The sequence below is a fragment of the Kitasatospora putterlickiae genome, from assembly GCF_039527695.1.
GTDB classification, from domain to species: domain Bacteria; phylum Actinomycetota; class Actinomycetes; order Streptomycetales; family Streptomycetaceae; genus Kitasatospora; species Kitasatospora putterlickiae.
Map to the genome: position 1 here is coordinate 41,209 of NZ_BAAAKJ010000240.1, position 17,568 is coordinate 58,776.

15 protein-coding genes and 1 pseudogene are annotated in these 17,568 nt (G+C 74.9%); 5 read left to right on the forward strand and 11 right to left on the reverse strand.

Translation table 11 applies throughout. The features are described 5' to 3' along the window. Positions 1-64: 64 nt before the first annotated feature. Positions 65-1,180 (forward strand): phosphatase PAP2 family protein, encoded by a 1,116-nt coding sequence (locus tag ABD308_RS24220; RefSeq protein WP_344338540.1) that lies wholly within the window; start codon positions 65-67, stop codon positions 1,178-1,180. Continuing rightward, the gene (gene mug / locus ABD308_RS24225) at positions 1,177-1,740 is read left to right on the forward strand and encodes a G/U mismatch-specific DNA glycosylase (protein WP_344338542.1); all 564 of its coding nucleotides are present in this window, start codon (positions 1,177-1,179) and stop codon (positions 1,738-1,740) included. The genes ABD308_RS24220 and mug overlap by 4 nt, the downstream gene beginning before the upstream one ends. A gap of 35 nt (positions 1,741-1,775) precedes the next feature. On the opposite strand, the gene ABD308_RS24230 is transcribed toward mug, so the two are convergent. Together ABD308_RS24230 and ABD308_RS24235 are read right to left on the reverse strand one after the other, a co-directional pair. After that, complete coding sequence (locus tag ABD308_RS24230; protein ID WP_344338544.1) at positions 1,776-2,423, reverse strand: response regulator; 648 nt, start codon at positions 2,421-2,423, stop codon at positions 1,776-1,778. Beyond that, the gene (locus ABD308_RS24235; RefSeq protein WP_344338546.1) at positions 2,420-3,754 is read right to left on the reverse strand and encodes a sensor histidine kinase; all 1,335 of its coding nucleotides are present in this window, start codon (positions 3,752-3,754) and stop codon (positions 2,420-2,422) included. The genes ABD308_RS24230 and ABD308_RS24235 overlap by 4 nt, the downstream gene beginning before the upstream one ends. Before the next feature lie 130 nt (positions 3,755-3,884). On the opposite strand from ABD308_RS24235, the gene ABD308_RS24240 reads away from it, so the two are divergent. Beyond that, positions 3,885-5,771 carry an FtsX-like permease family protein gene (locus ABD308_RS24240; protein ID WP_344338547.1) on the forward strand — a complete coding sequence of 629 codons (1,887 nt, stop codon included), beginning with the start codon at positions 3,885-3,887 and terminating at the stop codon, positions 5,769-5,771. 63 nt (positions 5,772-5,834) lie between these two features. Here ABD308_RS24240 and ABD308_RS24245 read toward each other — a convergent pair whose 3' ends face one another. From ABD308_RS24245 to ctaD, 4 genes are all read right to left on the reverse strand, one after another. Beyond that, on the reverse strand, positions 5,835-6,236 hold the full coding sequence (locus ABD308_RS24245; RefSeq protein WP_344338549.1) for a YccF domain-containing protein: 402 nt from the start codon (positions 6,234-6,236) through the stop codon (positions 5,835-5,837). Between the two features lie 131 nt (positions 6,237-6,367). Then, complete coding sequence (locus tag ABD308_RS24250) at positions 6,368-7,318, reverse strand: M48 family metalloprotease (RefSeq protein WP_344338550.1); 951 nt, start codon at positions 7,316-7,318, stop codon at positions 6,368-6,370. A gap of 10 nt (positions 7,319-7,328) precedes the next feature. Then, positions 7,329-7,760 (reverse strand): BlaI/MecI/CopY family transcriptional regulator, encoded by a 432-nt coding sequence (locus ABD308_RS24255; RefSeq protein WP_344338552.1) that lies wholly within the window; start codon positions 7,758-7,760, stop codon positions 7,329-7,331. A 36-nt stretch (positions 7,761-7,796) separates the two neighbouring features. Next, a complete protein-coding gene (gene ctaD / locus ABD308_RS24260) occupies positions 7,797-9,515 on the reverse strand; it encodes an aa3-type cytochrome oxidase subunit I (protein WP_344338554.1) in 1,719 nt (572 codons plus the stop codon). A 224-nt stretch (positions 9,516-9,739) separates the two neighbouring features. Between ctaD and ABD308_RS24265 the strand changes: the two genes are divergently transcribed. After that, entirely contained in the window at positions 9,740-10,216 is a 477-nt protein-coding gene (locus tag ABD308_RS24265) for a DUF7144 family membrane protein (protein WP_344338556.1), read from the forward strand. Positions 10,217-10,271: 55 nt separating this feature from the next. Here ABD308_RS24265 and ABD308_RS24270 read toward each other — a convergent pair whose 3' ends face one another. After that, positions 10,272-11,213 carry a DMT family transporter gene (locus ABD308_RS24270; RefSeq protein ID WP_344338558.1) on the reverse strand — a complete coding sequence of 314 codons (942 nt, stop codon included), beginning with the start codon at positions 11,211-11,213 and terminating at the stop codon, positions 10,272-10,274. Here ABD308_RS24270 and ABD308_RS24275 point away from each other — a divergent pair. After that, positions 11,212-12,675, forward strand: a complete 1,464-nt coding sequence (locus ABD308_RS24275) for an aminotransferase-like domain-containing protein (RefSeq protein ID WP_344338560.1) — start codon at positions 11,212-11,214, stop codon at positions 12,673-12,675. The genes ABD308_RS24270 and ABD308_RS24275 overlap by 2 nt on opposite strands. Positions 12,676-12,696: 21 nt before the next feature. Here ABD308_RS24275 and htpX read toward each other — a convergent pair whose 3' ends face one another. The 4 genes and pseudogenes from htpX to ABD308_RS24295 form a co-directional block, all read right to left on the reverse strand. Then, on the reverse strand, positions 12,697-13,560 hold the full coding sequence (gene htpX, locus ABD308_RS24280) for a zinc metalloprotease HtpX (RefSeq protein ID WP_344338561.1): 864 nt from the start codon (positions 13,558-13,560) through the stop codon (positions 12,697-12,699). A gap of 162 nt (positions 13,561-13,722) precedes the next feature. Next, entirely contained in the window at positions 13,723-15,264 is a 1,542-nt protein-coding gene (locus ABD308_RS24285) for an NADH-quinone oxidoreductase subunit N (protein ID WP_425554839.1), read from the reverse strand. Between the two features lie 47 nt (positions 15,265-15,311). Next, a complete protein-coding gene (locus tag ABD308_RS24290; RefSeq protein ID WP_344338565.1) occupies positions 15,312-16,868 on the reverse strand; it encodes a complex I subunit 4 family protein in 1,557 nt (518 codons plus the stop codon). 56 nt (positions 16,869-16,924) lie between these two features. Further along, positions 16,925-17,568 (reverse strand): annotated as a pseudogene (locus ABD308_RS24295) (NADH-quinone oxidoreductase subunit L); the annotation flags it as partial.

The window sequence follows — 17,568 nt, forward strand, 5'->3', positions numbered from 1 at the left end:
TTCCTGAACGGACCACCGTTCGCACCGAGAGTTCTCCAAGATTGCCTTGCTAGCTTCGACCGGCATGACCAGAATGCTCCGCCCGGCGCCGCCCACCCCTCCCCCGAGCGCCGGGCGGCTGCGTCCGGCGACCGGCCCCCGGACCGGCGCGCGCTCCGGCGCCCTGGCCCGGCTCCGGCTGCTGGCGTGGCCGCTCTACCTCGCCGCCCTGCTCTGGTACCTGCGCGCGTACGGCCTGCCGTACACCAATGACCTGGTCTTCCTCTGGCTGATGGGCGCCCTGGTGGCCGCCGGTGTGCACAGCGGGCACGGCGCGCGCGGCTTCCTGCTGGTGCTGCGCGACTGGGTGCCCGTGATGGCCGTCGTCTGGACGTACTCGCTGCTGCGCGGCTACGGCGCGCACACCCCCTGGGGCCCGTACCTGTGGCCGCAGCAGCGCTTCGACGAGGTGCTCGGCCTCGGCGAGACGCTGACCGTCCGGCTCCAGCACGGGCTCTACACGCCCGGCTCGCCGCAGTGGTGGGACTACGCGGCGGTCACCGTCTACATGTCGCACTTCTTCGCGGTCTTCGTGCTCCTCGCGGTGCTGTGGCGCCGCCGCCACGACCGGTTCCGGCACCTGCTCACCTGCTACCTGGTGCTGACCTTCGCCGGCTTCGCGACGTACATCCTCTACCCGGCGGTGCCGCCGTGGCTGTCCTCCCAGGAGGGCCACCTGCCGGAGCTGACCCGGGTGGTCTCGGACGTGCTCACCGAGAGCGGGCTGCCGAGGGCCGCGTCGGTGTTCGAGAACGGCAGCCAGTTCGCCAACGACGTCGCCGCGATGCCCTCGCTGCACTCCGCGTACCCGGCGATGCTGCTGTTCTTCTTCTGGCCGACGGCCGCGCGGTGGGTGCGGGTGCTGCTGGTCGCGTACCCGCTCGCGATGACCTTCGCCCTGGTGTACGGGGCGGAGCACTACCTGCTGGACGTCTTCGTCGGCTGGGCGTACGCGGCCGCGGCGGTGTACGGCGTGCGATGGCTGCGGGAGCGGCGGCGGACCAGGTCGCTGGCGGCGAGCCGGACGGCGGGGGCCATTCCCGCGGAGGCAATGGCCGTTCCTGCGGAGGCCGGGGCCGTTCCCACGGAGGCCGGGGCCGGCGCCGGGGCGACCGCTTCCACCGGCACACTGGAACGGTGACCGAGAAGCCGACCACCCCGTCGAGGCCGACCGCCGAGCAGCTGCTCGCCGCCCGCGACACGACGATCGAGGACGTCACCGCCCCCGGTCTGCGCGTCCTGTTCTGCGGCATCAACCCCGGGCTCTGGTCCGGGGCCACCGGCCACCACTTCGCCCGCCCGGGCAACCGGTTCTGGCCCGCCCTGCACCGCTCCGGCTTCACGCCCCGCCAGTTCCGCCCGGACGAGCAGCGGCGGCTGCTCGGCCTCGGCCTCGGCATCACCAACGTCGCCCCGCGCACCACCGCCAAGGCCGACGAGCTGACCGCCGACGAGCTGCGGGCGGGCGGCGCCGCGCTCACCGAGCGCGTGCTGCGGCTGCGCCCCCGGGTGCTGGCGGTGCTCGGCATCGGCGCCTACCGCACCGCCTTCGGGCGGCGGACGGCGTCGATCGGGCGGCAGGAGCAGACCATCGGGGACACCGAGGTCTGGGTGCTGCCCAACCCCAGCGGCCTCAACGCCCACTACACCCTGGACGCGCTGGCGGCGGAGTTCGCCAAGCTCCGCGAGGCCCTGTCCTGAGGCGGGTCCGACAATCACGTCGGATCGGACCCGCCCTAAGCCCGGAGGAACTCCAGCACCGCCAGCACCCGGCGGTGCGTCTCCTCCGCCGGGGGCAGGTCCAGCTTCATCAGGATGTTGCCGATGTGCTTGCCCACCGCCGCCTCGGACACCACCAGCGCCCGGCAGATCGACGCGTTCGACCGGCCCTCGGCCATCAGCGCCAGCACCTCGCGCTCACGCGGGGTCAGCCGCTCCAGCGGGTCCCGGCGACGGCGCAGCAGCTGGCGGACCACCTCCGGGTCGACCACCGTCCCGCCGCCCGCCACCTCGGCGACCGCCGCCGTGAACTCCTCGATCTGGCCGATCCGGTCCTTCAGCAGGTAGCCCACCCCGGAGCCGTCGCCGGAGTCCAGCAGCTCCGCCGCGTACGAGCGCTGCACGTACTGGCTGAGCACGAGGACCGGCAGGCCGGGGCGCCGCTCCCGGAGCGCGACGGCCGCGCGCAGCCCCTCGTCGGTCTGGCCGGGCGGCATCCGGACGTCCGTGACGACGAGGTCCGGCTCGTGCTCCTCGGCCGCCGTGCGCAGCGCCCCGGCGTCGCCGACGGCGGCCACCACCCGGTGCCCGAACCGGGCCAGCAGGCCGACCAGTCCCTCGCGGAGCAGCACGCCGTCCTCGGCGAGCACGATCCTCAGGCTCATCGTCCCGCTCCTCCGCCGGCCGGGGCGCAGGGGATCTCCACCCGCACCAGGGTCGGTCCGCCGGGCGGACTGCTGACCGTCAGGGTGCCGTCCACGACCGCGACCCGGTCGGCCAGCCCGGTCAGGCCGGTGCCGCGCCCCGGGTCGGCCCCGCCGCGGCCGTCGTCGGCCACCTCGATGGTCAACCGCCCGTCCGCGTAGCGGCCTTCGACGCTCGCCGCGCTCGCGTCGCTGTGCTTGGCGATGTTGGCGAGGGCCTCCGTGACGGCGAAGTACCCGGCCGACTCGACCGGCGCCGGGAGCCGGTCGGGCAGCACGAAGCGGGTGGCGACCGGCACCGGCGAACGGTCGGCGGCGTCCGCGCAGGCCTCCGGCAGCCCCCGGTCGGTGAGCACCTGGGGGTGGATGCCGTTGATCAGCTCCCGCAGTTCGGCCAGCACCCCGCCCGCCTCGCGGTGCGCCTCGGCGAGCCGGGCGGCCAACGGGCCGTCCGGCGGCGCGTCCAGCCGGGCCAGGCCGAGCGTCATCCGCAGGGCCACCAGCCGCTGTTGGGCGCCGTCGTGCAGATCGCGTTCGATCCGGCGCCGCTCCGCCTCGAACGCGTCCACCAACCGGGCCCGGGAGCGGACGAGTTCGCCGATCCGCCGCTCCTGCCGGCCGGGCCCGAGCAGCAGCCGGACCAGGCCCGCCCGGGCTGCCGCCGCCAGCGCCAGCGGGTAGCCGGCCAGCGGCAGCAGGGCGAGGCCGGCCAGCCCGCACAGGCCCGCCGTCCACAGCGAGTGGACCTGCCAGAGCTTGAGGACGTTGACCTGCTCGCCGTCCAGCAGGAGCAGCGGGACGGCGGCCAGCAGATAGCCGGGGACGGCGAGGGCGCAGCCGGCCACGGCCAGGTCGAGCGGCCAGAGCACGAACGCGGCGAGCACGGTGAAGCCCAGCTCGCGCCAGGTCGCCCGCTCCCGGAAGCGCAGCCGCAGCCAGGCCGCGAGGCCGGGGCGGTCGGGGACGCGGTGCGGGTCCGGCACCCGTCCGCCGTCCAGGAACCGGGCGAGCCGGCGCTCCCAGGCCGCGACCGGCAGCCCGACCAGGGCGAGCGCGGCCAGCAGCGGCAGCCCGATCAGCAGCACCGCGAGCACCCCGGCGGCCGTCACGGAGAGCAGCAGGGCGGCGCAGAGCAGCAGCCCGGTCAGTCCGGTCGCCAGCAGGTACCCGCCCGCCCGCCACGACGACGCCCGCCACAGGGCCGCCGTCCGCCATGAGGCCGCCGGCCGCCCCGGCGCCGCCGGCCACGGGAACGCCGGCCGTCGCCCCGGCCCCCACCAGCCGTTGTCCATCGCCCACCTCCCTCCCTGGTACGGCCACCCTAGGGCTCCGCCGGCGGCCTGTCGGTAGTGCCCGCTCTACCTTTGAAAGTGACTCCTGGGCCACCGCGCCGGCCGTCCCCTCCACGGTTCGCTGGACGCCATGAGAATGCTGCGGATCGCGCTCAAGTCCCTGAAGGCCCGCCAGGCCTCCCTGCTCGGCGCCTTCCTCGCGCTCTCCCTCGGCGTCGCGATGACCGCCGTCATGCTGCTCGGCCTGGCCTCCGCCGTGGGCGCGCCCGGTGGGGAGGACCTGGTCTCGCTGGTCGCCGGGCTCGGCACCGCGGGCGGGGTGAGCGCGTTCGTCTCGGCGTTCGTCGTCGCCTCCACGTACTCCTACGCCGTCGCCCAGCGCCGCCGCGAGCTCGGTCTGCTCCGGCTGGCGGGCGCCACCCGGGCCCAGGTCCGCCGCACCGTGCTCACCGAGGCGCTGCTGCTCGGCGCCGCCGCCTCCGCCACCGGCTGCGCGCTCGGCCGGCTCGGCGCCCCCGCGCTGGTGCGCCGGCTGTCCGACCTCGGCATGGCCCCGCCCGGCTTCGCCCTCGTCCCCGCCGCCTGGCCGCTCCCCACCGCCTTCGCCACCGGCCTGCTGGTCGCCCTCGCCGGGGTCGCCGTGGCGGCTCGCCGGGCCGGGCGGGTCGGCCCGCTGGACGCCCTGCGCGCCGCCGACCTCGACACCGGCGTGCTGACCGCCGGCCGTCTGCTCACCGGCCTCGGCCTGCTGCTCACCGCCGCCGTCCTGGCCGGCACCGCGATCGCCACCGACCCCGCCGACCTGCTGCGCCGCAAGACGTACACCATCCAGCCGATGTGGCTGATCTCCGCGGCCGGTCTGCTCTCCCCGCTGCTCGCCCCGCCGCTCATCCGCCTGCTCGGCCGCGCCCTGCCCGGCCGGTTCACCGGGTACGCGGGCCGGCTGGTGCCCGCCAACGCCGCCGCCGCGCTGCGCCGGACGGGCGCGGTCGCCGCGCCGGTACTGGTCTCGGTCGCGCTGACCGGTTCGCTGGCGGGCGCGCTGGACACGGTGGGCGCCGCCCGCGCCGCCGAGGCGCGCGCCCGGACCGCCGCCGACCTGGTCGTCGTCCCGGCCCCCGGCGGCGGGGACGGCCCGTTGCTCGCCGCGCTGCGCGCCGTCCCGGGCGTGACCGCGCTCTCCCCCACCGCGCCGACCCCCCTCGGCCTCGTCGAACCGGACGGGGTGACGGTCCGCTCCGAGGCCCGGATGGCCGCCGATCCGGCGGGTCTGGCCGCCCTCGCCCGGCTGCCCCTGCTGGCCGGCTCGACGGCCGGGCTCGACGACCGCTCGCTCGTGCTGCCCGCCGAGTGGGACCGGGCGGTCGGCGAGCCGGTCCCGGTGGTGCGCGCCGACGGCAGCCGGACGACGCTGCGGGTGGCCGCCGTGCTGCGCGACGGGCTCGACGACAACGGCCTGTACGTGACGGCGGGCAACGCCCCGGGCGCCCGCGTCGACCGCGTCGAGGTACGGCTCTCGGCCACCGCCCGCGCGGACGACGTCCGCTCCGCCGCCCAGCCGTACGGCGCCACCGTCCTCACCCGCGAGCAGTGGCTCGCCCCCACCACACCCGCCCGGATCGTGTGGCTGCGGTTGGCCCTGGTGCTCGGTCTGGCCCTCGTCTACACCGGCATCGCGCTCGCCAACACCCTGCTCATGGCCACCGCCGACCGCCGCCGCGAACTCGCCCTGCTCCGGCTGGCCGGCGCCACCCGGGCCCAGGTGGTGCGCCTGGTCACCGCCGAATCGGTGCTGGTGACGGCGGTCGGCGCGGTGCTCGGCTGCGCGGTCGCCGCCGTCCAGCTCGGATCCCTGCACGCGGCCCTGGCGGTGCTCCGGGTGCCCGCGCCGCTCGTCCTCCCGTGGCGCCCGGTCGCCGCGGTGACGGCGGGCGCGCTCCTGCTCGCCGCGCTCTGCGCCGCCCCTGCCGCGGCCTGGGCGCTACGCTCCCGCCCGGTGGCCGCCGCCGCCCGCTGAACCCGGCGGCGCGATCGGGCCGAGGGTCACCAGGCCCCGCTCGGCCTCACCGCCGACCGCCCGCTACCGCCCGCCCCACGGCTCGTCCGTCGACACGATCTCCCGCCCCAGCGGCATCAGCGACACCGGGATCAGCTTGAGGTTCGCCCACCCGAACGGAATCCCGATGATCGAGATGAACAGCGGAATGCTGGTGATCAGATGCATCAGCGCCAGCCACCACCCGGCGAACACCAGCCAGATCACGTTCCCGACGCACGACGGCGCCCCGGCGTCCGGCCGCTCGACGGCCTTCCGCCCGAACGGCCAGAGCACGAACCCCGCCAGCCGGAACGAGGCGATGCCGAAGGGAATGGTGATGATCAGAACGCAGCAGATGATGCCGGCGATCACATAGCCGACCGCCATCCAGAATCCGCAGAAGACCAGCCAGAGCACATTCAGTAGGAATCCGATCACCTTCATGCCTGGCACCCTCTCACGCGCGACGACTGCCCCCTACGACCCGCATGCCCGCTGAGCTGCGTGTCTACCCGCTCGGAGGCCCCATCTCAGGGACCGCTCCGGGTGCGCCCCCTCCTCGCGGAGGAGGAGCCTCACAGGGGGGTGACGGCCTTGAGGATGAGGAGGAGGGCGACCGCCGCGTTGAGGGCGGAGAGGGCGGAGGCGGCGGTGCCCAGGGCGGCGACGAGGGCGGCGAGGCCGGCGGGGGTGTGGGCGGGGGGCCAGTTGCGGGTGGTGGGGACGGGGCCGAGGAGGGCGGCGACGCGGCGGGGGACGGGGCCGGGGGCGGCGAAGGCCGGGAAGACCGCGTAGGCGGCGGGCGGGCGGTGGGAGGCGAGCGCGGCGCGGGCGACGGCGCGGGCGGTGACCCGGCGGTCGCCGACGGCCTGGGCGGACTCCTCGTCGGCCCACCGCTCCGCGCTGTAGGCGACGGCGCCTTCGAGCGGGCGCAGGAACGGGTTGACGCAGCCGGCCAGCTGGGTGGCCAGCAGGTGGCGGTGGTGCCGGTGGGTCAGGTGGGCGCGCTCGTGGGCGAGCAGGGCGGCGCGCTCGTCCTCGGCGAGGCCGGCCAGCATGCCGGTGGAGACGACCACCCGGCCGGGCGAGCGCGGCGAACCGGGGAGCGCGTAGGCGTACGGGGCCGGGTCGGGCAGCAGCGCGACGTCGGAGGAGGCGGGCAGGGCCCGGCCGAGGGCGCGCCGCGCGCGGGCGCGGATCCGCAGGTGGCGGGCGAGCGTGCGGCCGACCGCGAACAGCACGGCGGCGAGCACCAGCAGCGCCGCCGAGCCGACGGTCTCGTGGTACGGCAGGGCGGCCCGGACCTCGGGGTCGGACCAGCTGTCGGGCAGCGGGTTGCCGGGGATCTGCGCGGTGCCGACGACGCCGATCAGCGCCAGGCAGAGCGCGCTGCACAGGGCCATCACGACGCTGATCGCGGTGAGCAGCCGGGCGGCGCCCCGCGGGTGGAGGTGCTGCTCGGTGAGGCGGGCGATGGGCAGCGCCGTCAGCGGCAGGACGAGGGGGAGGAAGACGAAGACGCCCACGGTGCGGAGGTCAGCCTTCGCGCTCGGGGGCCGGGCCGGTGGCGCTGTCGAGCAGGGTGCGCAGCAGTTCCTCGTCGTGCGGGAGCAGCGCGGTGACGAAGCTGGCGAGCACGGCGTCCCGGTCGGGTTCGCCGTCCAGGACGCGGCGCATCCGCAGCGCGGCGAGGCCGGCCGCGTCGGAGGAGGCCTGCCAGAGGTAGGAGCGGCCGGAGCGGGTGCGGGTGACGGCGTCCTTGGCGTGCAGCCGGGAGAGGATGGTCATCACGGTGGTGTAGGCGAGGTCGCCGTCGAGGCGTTCCTGCACCCAGCCCGCGGTGACGGGGCCGGGGGCGCGCTGGAGCACCGCCAGCACCTGCGCCTCCAGCTCGCCCTGGCCGCGCCGCCGGGCCCGCGGGTCGCCGGTCACCGGGCCGTGGGTCTCCTCTGCGGTGTCCTCTGCCATGCCGGTCATCCTAACGAGGAGGTAAAGGGCCCGGGATCAGGCTTGTGGCGTGCGGGCGTTCCACCGGCGGTCGATCTCGGCGATCTCGGGGTGGTGGAGGTCGAAGGCGGGCGACTCGGAGCGGACCCGGGGCAGGGTGACGAAGTTGTGCCGGGGCGGTGGGCAGGACGTGGCCCACTCCAGCGAACGTCCGTAGCCCCACGGGTCGTCGACGGTGACCCGCTCGCCGTACCGGGCGGTGTGCCAGACGTTGTACAGGAACGGCAGGGTGGAGATCCCGAGCAGGAACGAGCCGACGCTGGAGACGGTGTTGAGCGCGGTGAAGCCGTCGGAGGCCAGGTAGTCGGCGTACCGGCGGGGCATGCCCTCGGCGCCGAGCCAGTGCTGGACCAGGAAGGTCGCGTGGAAGCCGGCGAAGAGGGTCCAGAAGTGGATCCGGCCGAGCCGCTCGTCGAGCATCCGGCCGGTGAACTTGGGCCACCAGAAGTGGAAGCCGGCGAACATCGCGAAGACCACTGTCCCGAACACCACGTAGTGGAAGTGCGCGACGACGAAGTACGAGTCGGAGACGTGGAAGTCGATCGGCGGCGCGGCCAGCAGCACCCCGGTGAGGCCGCCGAACAGGAAGGTGACCAGGAATCCGACGGCCCACAGCATCGGTGTCTCGAAGCTGAGCGAGCCCCGCCACATGGTGCCGATCCAGTTGAAGAACTTCACCCCGGTCGGCACCGCGATCAGCATCGTCATGATCGAGAAGAACGGCAGCAGCACCTGCCCGGTGACGAACATGTGGTGCGCCCAGACGGTGATCGACAGGCCGGTGATGGCGATGGTCGCGCCGATCAGCCCGGTGTAGCCGAAGATCGGCTTGCGGCTGAACACCGGGATGATCTCGGTGACGATGCCGAAGAACGGCAACGCGATGATGTAGACCTCCGGGTGCCCGAAGAACCAGAACAGGTGCTGCCACAGCAGCGCCCCGCCGTTGGCCGCGTCGAACACGTGCGAGCCGAAGCGCCGGTCCGACTCCAGGCAGAGCAGCGCGGCCGCCAGCACCGGGAAGGCGAAGAGCACCAGGACGGCGGTCAGCAGGATGTTCCAGACGAAGATCGGCATCCGGAACAGCGTCATCCCGGGCGCGCGGAAGCAGACGATCGTGGTGATGAAGTTGACCGAGCCGAGGATGGTGCCGAAGCCGGAGAGGGCCAGGCCCATGATCCACAGATCGGCGCCGAGGCCCGGTGAGTGGTCCGCGCCGTTCAGTGGCGCGTAGGCGAACCAGCCGAAGTCGGCCGCGCCGTCCGGGGTGAGGAAGCCGTAGACGACGATCAGCGAGCCGAACAGGTACAGCCAGTAGGCGATCGCGTTCAGCCGGGGGAAGGCGACGTCGGGGGCGCCGAGCTGCAGCGGCATGATCCAGTTCGCGAAGCCGGCGAACAGCGGGGTCGCGAACATCAGCAGCATGATCGTGCCGTGCAGGGTGAAGAGCTGGTTGAACTCCTCGTTGGAGAGCAGCTGCAGCCCGGGGCGGGCCAGTTCGATCCGCATCAGCATCGCCATCAGCCCTCCGAGCAGGAAGAACAGGAAGGAGGTGGTGATGTAGAGGGTGCCGATCCGCTTGTGGTCGGTGGTGGTGAGCCAGCCGACCAGGGCCCGGCCGTGACGGCCGCGGGCGGCGCGGCGGCGCTCCGGCCGGGGTGTGCGCGGCGGGTGCGGGGGCTGCTGCTCCGCGGTGTCCTTCGGCAGGAGGGTCACGCGCTGCGCCTTCCGGGTCCGGGGCAGGGGTCGGACCACCAGTACCGGCAGGCCGGCCGCACCGGGCGGGGGCGCGCGGAGGGCGCCGGGGACGGGTCACCCGAACAGGCGCGGCCCGGTTGCCCGGCCCCGGCCCGGGTTGGACGGTCGAATCCGACGGACGAGTCCGCCGGCCGGAGGCGGGACCACCCGCCCGACCCCGGCGCCCGGCCCTGGAGGAACCCATGAGCAGCACGTCGTCGACCCCGCCGCCCGACGAACCCCCGCCCTGGCGCTCCGGCACCGGCCAGCCGCCACCGCCGCCCTCGCACCACCGGTTCCACGAGTGGGCACCCGGCTTCGTGGTGTTCGCGGGTGTCCTGATGCTGATCAACGGCATCATGGAGGTGCTGCGCGGCATCATGGCGGTCCACGACGACGAGGTCTTCCTGACCACCAGCCGCTACGTCTTCCGCTTCGACCTCACCGGCTGGGGCTGGATCCACATCGTGGTCGGCGCGCTGGTCGCGCTGGTCGGCGCGTTCCTCCTCAAGGGCGCCGGCTGGGCCCGGTACGCCGGTATCGTCCTGACCGCGGTGAGCGCCATCGACGCCTTCCTGTCGATGCCGTACTACCCGGGCTGGTCGATCGTGGTGATCGCGCTGGACGTGTTCATCATCTGGGCGCTGTGCGTCTACCGGCCCGCGGAGGCCGGCCACTGATTCCCGACGGTCGCGGCCCGGTCCCGTACCCGGTACGGGACCGGGCCGCCCGCCGTCAGGCCCGGTCCCGCTGGGTGAGCGCGATGCAGAGCAGCACCACCACCGCCGTCACCGGCGCGGCGGCCGGCAGCTCCTCGCCGAGCAGCAGCACCGACCAGACGAGCGTGATCAGCGGCTGGGCCAGCTGGAGCTGGCTCGCCCTCGGGACCCCGATCAGCGCCATCCCCCGGTACCAGACCACGAACCCGCCGAACTGCGAGACCGCCGCCGTGTACAGCAGCCCGGCCACCGCCTTCGACCCGAGGTGCACCGGCTCGGCCGACAGGGCCAGGGCCGTGGTCAGCGCGGTGACCGGCAGCGCGGCGACCACCGCCCAGCCGATCACCTGCCAGCCGGGCAGTTCCCGGGAGATCCGCCCGCCCTCCGCGTACCCGGCCGCGCAGACCAGCAGCGCCGCGAACAGGTAGAGGTCGGCGAGGCCGGGCCGGCCGTGGCCGCGCACCAGGGTGAACCCGAGCACCGCCGCCGCCCCGATCAGCGCCGCGCCCCAGAACAGCCGGGACTGACGACGGCCGTCCCCGCGCGGGCGCACGGCGGCGAAGGCGGCGGTGGCCAGCGGCAGCAGGCCGATGACGACCGCCGAGTGGGCGGTCGAGGACGTCCGCAGGGCGAGCGTGGTGAGCAGCGGGAAGCCGAGCACGCAGCCGGCCGCGACCACCAGCAGGCCGGGCCAGTGGCGGCGCTCCGGCAGTGGGACCCGGGCGGCCGCGAGGCAGAGCGCGGCGAGCACACCGGCCAGCAGGCCGCGCAGACCGGTGGCCGTCCAGGGGCCGAAGCCGGTCAGCGCCCAGGCGGTGGCGGGGAAGCTGAAGGAGAAGAAGAGGACGCCCAGGGCGGCCTGCGCCGTGCCCGGGGAACTCCCGGAGGCGGGGGCGGGCGCCGTAGCGGGTCGGGCCGCTACCGCCAGGAAATTGGTAGCGCTATCTTGTGCTCTCATGAACGAGCGTAGCAGTGTGGCCGGACTCGCCGACAGCCTGCGCCGCGAGGTGGAGCGCTATCCGGAGGGGCGGAAGCTGCCGTCGAGCCGGGTCCTGATGGAGCGCCACCAGGTCAGCCCGGGCACGGTCTCCCGCGCCATCGCCGTGCTGGTCGCCGAGGGCCTGGTGGTCTCCCGGCCGGGTGCCGGGGTGTTCCGGGCGGCGGCCTTCGCGGGCGCTCCGGGCGCCGGGGTACCGGCCGTCCCCGCCGCCGCCCGTCCGGGCGACCTCTCCTGGCAGGAGGTCGCGCTCAGCGCCGGCACCGGCCCGCGCGACCTGCTGGCCGACCCGGTCTTCGCCACCCTGCGCGTACCGCCGCCCGGCGTCGTCGACCTCAACAGCGGCTACCCGCACGCCTCGCTGCTGCCCGAGCGCCTGCTCGCCGCCGCCCTCGGCCGGGCCGGACGGCGGCCGGGCGCCTGGGAGCGCCCGCCCACCGACGGCCTCACCGAGCTGCGCGGCTGGTTCGCCCGCGACATCGGCGGCCACGGCGGGCCGATCGCCACCGGGGACGTGCTGATCACCTCCGGCGGGCAGGGCGGGCTCACCGTGGCGATGCGCTCGCTGGCCGCGCCGGGCGCGCCGGTCCTGGTGGAGTCGCCGACGTACTCGGGGATCCTGGCGGTGGTCCGGGCGGCCGGGCTGCGGCCGGTGCCGGTGCCGGTCGACGCCGACGGCGTGCGCACAGACCTGCTGGCGGACGCCTTCGCGGCGACCGGGGCGCGGGTCTTCGTCTGCCAGCCGCTGTTCCAGAACCCGACCGGCGCGGTGCTCTCCCCCGAGCGCCGGGCCGAGGTGCTGCGGATCGCCCGGACGGCGGGCGCGTTCGTCGTCGAGGACGACTTCTCCCGGCTCCTGGTGCACGCGGACGCCCCCGCGCTGCCGCGCCCGCTCGCCGCCGAGGACCGCGACGGGGTGGTGGTGCACCTGCGTTCGCTGACCAAGGCCGCCTCCCCGAACCTGCGGGTCGGCGCGCTCACCGCGCGCGGGCCCGCGCTCGCCCGGCTGCGGGCCACCCAGGTGGTGGACAGCTTCTTCGTGCCCCGGCCGTTGCAGGAGGCGACGCTGGAACTGGTGGCCGATCCCGGCTGGGCGCGCCATCTGCGCGCCCTGGGCACCGAACTGCGGGACCGCCGCACCGCCGCCGTCGCCGCCCTGCGCCGCGAGCTGCCGGGCGTGCTCGGCGCGTACCGGCCCGGCGGCTACCACCTGTGGCTGCGGCTCCCGGACGGCGTCGACGACGGCGCGCTGACCGCCGCCGCGCTGCGGGCCGGCGTCCAGGTGTCCCCCGGGCGCCCGTACCACGCGGCCGAACCGCCGGCCCCGCACCTGCGGCTCAGCTATGCGGCCGCCGAGAGCTCCGCCCAGGTGGTGGAGGGGGTGCACCGGCTGCGGCTGGCCTTCGAGGAGGTCACCGGCTGACGGCGGGTGGCGACGGGCCGGCTAGCCCCGGTAGCCGGCCATCCGCTCCAGCCGGGCGATCCGCTCGGCCATCGGCGGATGGGTGGAGAAGAGCTTCGCGCCGGCCTCACCGGGCCGGAACGGGCTGGCGATCATCATGTGGCTGGCGGTCTGGATCTGAGGCTCCGGCGGCAGCGGCAGCTGCCGGGTGCCGGCGTCCAGCTTGCGCAGCGCGCTCGCCAGGGCGAGCGGGTCGCCGGTGATCCGGGCGCCGTCGGCGTCGGCCTGGTACTCCCGGGAGCGGCTGACGGCCAGCTGGATCAGCGAGGCCGCGACCGGGCCGAGGATCATGATCGCGAGCATCCCGAACAGGCCCGGGCCGTCGTCGTCGTCGCCGCGGCCGAACGGGATCAGCCAGGCGAAGTTCACCAGGAACATCACCACCGAGGCGAGCGCCCCGGCGACCGAGGAGATCAGGATGTCCCGGTTGTAGACGTGGCTCAGCTCGTGGCCGAGGACGCCGCGCAGTTCGCGCTCGTCGAGCAGGTGCAGGATGCCGTCGGTACAGCAGACCGCCGCGTTGCGCGGGTTGCGGCCGGTGGCGAAGGCGTTCGGGGCCGGGGTCGGCGAGATGTAGAGGCGGGGCATCGGCTGGCGGGCCGCGGTGGAGAGCTCCCGGACGATCCGGTACAGCCGGGGGGCCTCGATCTCGCTCACCGGGCGGGCGCGCATGGCGCGCAGCGCGAGCTTGTCGCTGTTCCAGTACGCGTAGGCGTTGGTGCCGAGGGCGACCAGCAGGGCGATCACGAAGCCCGTGCGGCCGAAGAAACTGCCGATCACCAGGATCAGCGCCGAGAGGCCGCCGAGCAGGGCGGCGGTCCTCAGTCCGTTGTGCCGGCGGTGCACGGCTGGCCCTCCAATGGTGCGTGGGGAAGCCCTTTCTGCCTCGTCCCTCCTGCCCGGACAACGGGCGAAACCGGGGGCCTTGTTCCCTTGTGACCAGCGCGACACCCGGCAGGGTGACCCGGCCGCACCGTGCGCCACCTCGGCACACCTGCGGAACGGGGGTCAGAACAGCGAGCCGCCGACCACCTGGAGCACCAGTTGCGGGGCCACCGAGAGCACCACCGCCGCCGAGGCGGTGAGCCCCAGGGTGGCGGTCAGCGACACCGGCAGGCGCCGCTCGGGGGCCGGGGCGGCCTCCGTCTCCTCGGCCGGGGTGAACAGCCGGGCGGTCCAGAGCAGGTAGTAGTACAGGGCGACGACCACATTGACGGCCATCACCACGGCCAGCCAGCCGAGACCGGCGTCGACGGCGGCGCGGAACACCACCACCTTGCCGAACAGGCCGATCACGCCCGGCGGCAGTCCGGCCAGGCAGAGCAGGAAGAACGCCAGCGCCAGCGCCGTCCAGCGGTCGCGCGCGAACAGGCCGCGGAAGTCGTCCACACTGGTCCCGGCCCGGCGGCCGACCGCCGCCACCACGCCGAAGGCGCCGAGGTTGACCACGCCGTAGATCAGCGCGTACGCGGCGGTGGCGCCCAGCGGATCGGTCGCGGTGGGCGCGTAGCCGGCCGCGGCCAGCGGCACCAGCAGGTAACCGGCCTGGCCGACCGAGGACCAGGCGAGCAGCCGGACCGCGCTGAAACGGGTGTCGAAGCGCTGGCGCAGCGCGCCCACGTTGCCGACCGTCATGGTGACGGCGGCCAGCACCGCGAGCGCCAGGCCCCAGGTGTGCGCGTACGGGCGGAAGGCGATGGTGGTGGCCAGCGCCAGGCCGGCCAGGCCGGCCGCCTTGCCGACCACCGAGAGGTAGCCGGCCACCGGCAGCGGGGCGCCGGTGTAGGTGTCCGGCACCCAGAAGTGGAACGGGACGGCGGCGACCTTGAAGGCGAAGCCGACCAGGGTGAGCACGGCGCCCGCCTCGGCCAGCGGCTTGAGCTGCGCGGGCGCCTGCTCCAGGCCGGTGGCGACGGCGCCCAGGTGCAGGCTGCCGCTCGCCGCGTAGACGAAGCCGATGCCGAGCAGCATCACGGCGGTCGCGGTGACGGAGGAGAGGAAGAACTTCAGCGCGGCCTCGGCGCCCCGGCCGTCCCGGCGCAGCGCGACCAGGGCGAAGGCGGGCAGCGAGGCCACCTCCAGGGCGATCACCAGGGTGGCGAGGTCGCGGGAGGCGGGCAGCAGGGCGGCGCCGGTGGCGCTGGCGAGCAGCAGGAACCAGTACTCGCCGCCGGGCAGCTTCTCGTCGTCCACCGTGTGCGCGGACAGCAGGGCGGCGATCAGCGCGCCGCCGAGCGCGAGCAGCTGGAAGACCAGGGCGAAGTGGTCGGCGACGTAGGAGCAGCCCGCGTTGTCAGTGGCTCCTGTTACGTTCTGCGCACAGAAGGTGGCCCGGGGTGATCCACCGGTGAGCGGGAGGAGGGAGATGAGCGCGAGGGCGAGTCCGGCGGCGGTGAGCCGGCCCAGCCACTTCTTGTGCCGCGCGGGCAGGAAGAGGTCGGTGACCAGCACCGCGAGGGCGGCCAGTGCGGCGATCAGCGGGGGCGCGATCGCCACCCAGTCCACGGACTGGATCAGGCTGCCCGGGTTGGCGACGGCGAGGGAGGTCACAGTGGTCTGCCCCGTGGAGTGAGGTCCGAGTGCGGTGCCGAGCATGATCAGCCACCCCCGAGGAGGTGTTTGACGGCGGGGTCGGAGAGGCCGAGCAGCAGCGCGGGCCAGAGACCGGCGAGCAGGGTGAGGGCGGCCAGCGGCGTCCAGCTGACGGCCTCGTACGGGCGCAGGTCGGCGAGCTCGGCCACCGGGGCGGGCTGCCCGGGGTCGCCCATGCAGACGCGCTTGACCACGATCAGCAGGTACGCGGCGGTGAGGAGGGTGCCGAGGCCGGCCAGGACCATGTAGGTGACGAACGCGGGGCGCGAGAGGCCGTCGGCCGGGTCGAACGCGCCGAACATCGCGAGCAGCTCGCCCCAGAAGCCGGCCAGGCCGGGCAGGCCGAGGCTGGCGACGGCGGCGAAGGCGAGCAGCGCGCCGAGCCGTGGCGCCCGCCCGTAGAGGGCGGCGCCGGTGGCGCCGGAGAGGGTGTCGAGGTCCGCCGTGCCGTAGCGGTCCTTGAGCGCCCCGACGACGAAGAACAGCAGGCCGGTGATCAGGCCGTGCGCGATGTTGGCGAACAGCGCGCCGTTGACGCCGACCGGGGTGAGGGAGGCGATGCCCAGCAGGACGAAGCCCATGTGGCCGACGGAGGAGTAGGCGATCAGGCGCTTGAGGTCGCCCTTGGCGCCCTTCCGGGCGAGGGCCAGGCAGGCCAGTGAGCCGTAGAGGATGCCGACGGCGGCGAACGCGCCCAGGTAGGGGGCGAGCGTCGTGGTGCCGTCGGGCACGACCGGGAGGAGGACGCGGACCAGACCGTAGGTGCCCATCTTCAGCAGCACGCCGGCGAGCAGCACGGAACCCACCGTCGGGGCCGCCGTGTGGGCGTCCGGGAGCCAGCTGTGCAGCGGCCAGGCCGGGGCCTTGACCGCGAGCCCGACCATGATCGCCAGGGCGGCGATCACCTGGGTGGAGTGGCTCAGGCCGGAGCCGTGGGCGGCGGCGAGGGCCTGCATGTCGAAGGTGCCCGCCTTGCCGCCGATCAGCAGGAAACCGAGCAGCATCACGGCCGAGCCGAGCAGCGTGTACAGGATGAAGCGGTTGGCGGCCGGCACCTTCGCCCCGCTGCCCCAGCGGGCGATCAGGAAGTACATCGGGATCAGCACGATCTCGAAGGCCAGGAAGAAGAGCAGGAGGTCCAGCACCGCGAAGGTGGCGAGCATGCCGACTTCGAGGAGGAGGAACAGCCCGACGAAGGCCCGGGCCGAGGGCACTCCCTCGCCGGACGGCAGCCGCCGCTCCGAGTACAGCGCGCAGAGGAAGGTGAGCAGCGAGGTCAGGACGATCAGCGGCAGCGAGACGCCGTCCACGCCGAGGTGGAGGCGCACCCCGATGGCCGGGATCCAGGACACGTCGGTGGTGGCCTGCATCCGGGCGGGCTCGTCGTGGTCGAAGCCGGCGGCCAGGACGACGGTGAGCACCAGGACGGCGCCGGTCAGCACGGTGCTGAAGCGCAGCGCGCGCCGGTCGGCGGCGGCCGGGTCGGCGCCGAACACCGGGGCCAGGGTGAGCGCGGCGCCGAGCATCGGCAGCACCAGGAGGGCGATGAGGACCGCGTTCATCGGGGGCTCCTCGTGACAACCGCGACAGCGGACGGGGAAGGGAGGTACGGCATCGGCTACACCGCCACCAGGACGACCAGCAGGACGACGCCGGCGAGCAGCGCGCTGAGGTAGGTCTGCGCGTTGCCGGTCTGGGCGAGCCGCACCGCGCGGCCGAGCAGACCCGCCCCCGCGCCGGCGCCGCGCACGTACGTCTCCACGACCTCGCGGTCGAGGAAGCGGACGAGCCGGGCGGCGGCCTCGACCGGGCGGACGAACAGCGCGCTGTAGAGCCGGTCGACGCCGAAGCCGTGCCGGGCCGGGCCGAACAGCGGGCCGAGCAGGGCGCGGCCGGGGTCGGCGACGACCGTCTCGCCGGCCGGGGCTTCGGCCTGCCCCGGTACCCGGGCGGTGGCCGAGCGCCAGGCCCCGTAGGCCAGCAGCGCGCCGACCACGGCGAGACCGGTGCCGATGACGGCGGTGACGGCGGAGGGCCGCAGCGAGCCGCCGTCCAGCAGCGCGGGCAGCCAGTCCGAGCGCAGGCCGGCGATGCCGAAGCCCATGGTCGGCACGGCCAGCACCCACAGCGGCCAGCGCATCGCGGGCGGCTCGGCGACGGCCGGGTCGGCCTCGTCCAGCTCGGGCGAGTACGGCGCGCCGGCCTCGTGGTCGGCGACGACCGTGCCCCGGTCGGCGGCGGGCAGCACCGCGGGCGCCGCCG

What these genes read in the sequence shown, in the direction of transcription:
- ABD308_RS24220 (WP_344338540.1), top strand. Translation starts at nt 65, where the DNA reads ATGACCAGAATGCTCCGCCCGGCGCCGCCCACCCCTCCCCCGAGCGCC.
- ABD308_RS24230 (WP_344338544.1), bottom strand. Translation starts at nt 2,423, where the DNA reads ATGAGCCTGAGGATCGTGCTCGCCGAGGACGGCGTGCTGCTCCGCGAG.
- ABD308_RS24235 (WP_344338546.1), bottom strand. Translation starts at nt 3,754, where the DNA reads ATGGACAACGGCTGGTGGGGGCCGGGGCGACGGCCGGCGTTCCCGTGG.
- ABD308_RS24240 (WP_344338547.1), top strand. Translation starts at nt 3,885, where the DNA reads ATGAGAATGCTGCGGATCGCGCTCAAGTCCCTGAAGGCCCGCCAGGCC.
- ABD308_RS24245 (WP_344338549.1), bottom strand. Translation starts at nt 6,236, where the DNA reads ATGAAGGTGATCGGATTCCTACTGAATGTGCTCTGGCTGGTCTTCTGC.
- ABD308_RS24255 (WP_344338552.1), bottom strand. Translation starts at nt 7,760, where the DNA reads ATGGCAGAGGACACCGCAGAGGAGACCCACGGCCCGGTGACCGGCGAC.
- ABD308_RS24265 (WP_344338556.1), top strand. Translation starts at nt 9,740, where the DNA reads ATGAGCAGCACGTCGTCGACCCCGCCGCCCGACGAACCCCCGCCCTGG.
- ABD308_RS24275 (WP_344338560.1), top strand. Translation starts at nt 11,212, where the DNA reads ATGAACGAGCGTAGCAGTGTGGCCGGACTCGCCGACAGCCTGCGCCGC.
- ABD308_RS24270 (WP_344338558.1), bottom strand. Translation starts at nt 11,213, where the DNA reads ATGAGAGCACAAGATAGCGCTACCAATTTCCTGGCGGTAGCGGCCCGA.
- ABD308_RS24290 (WP_344338565.1), bottom strand. Translation starts at nt 16,868, where the DNA reads ATGAACGCGGTCCTCATCGCCCTCCTGGTGCTGCCGATGCTCGGCGCC.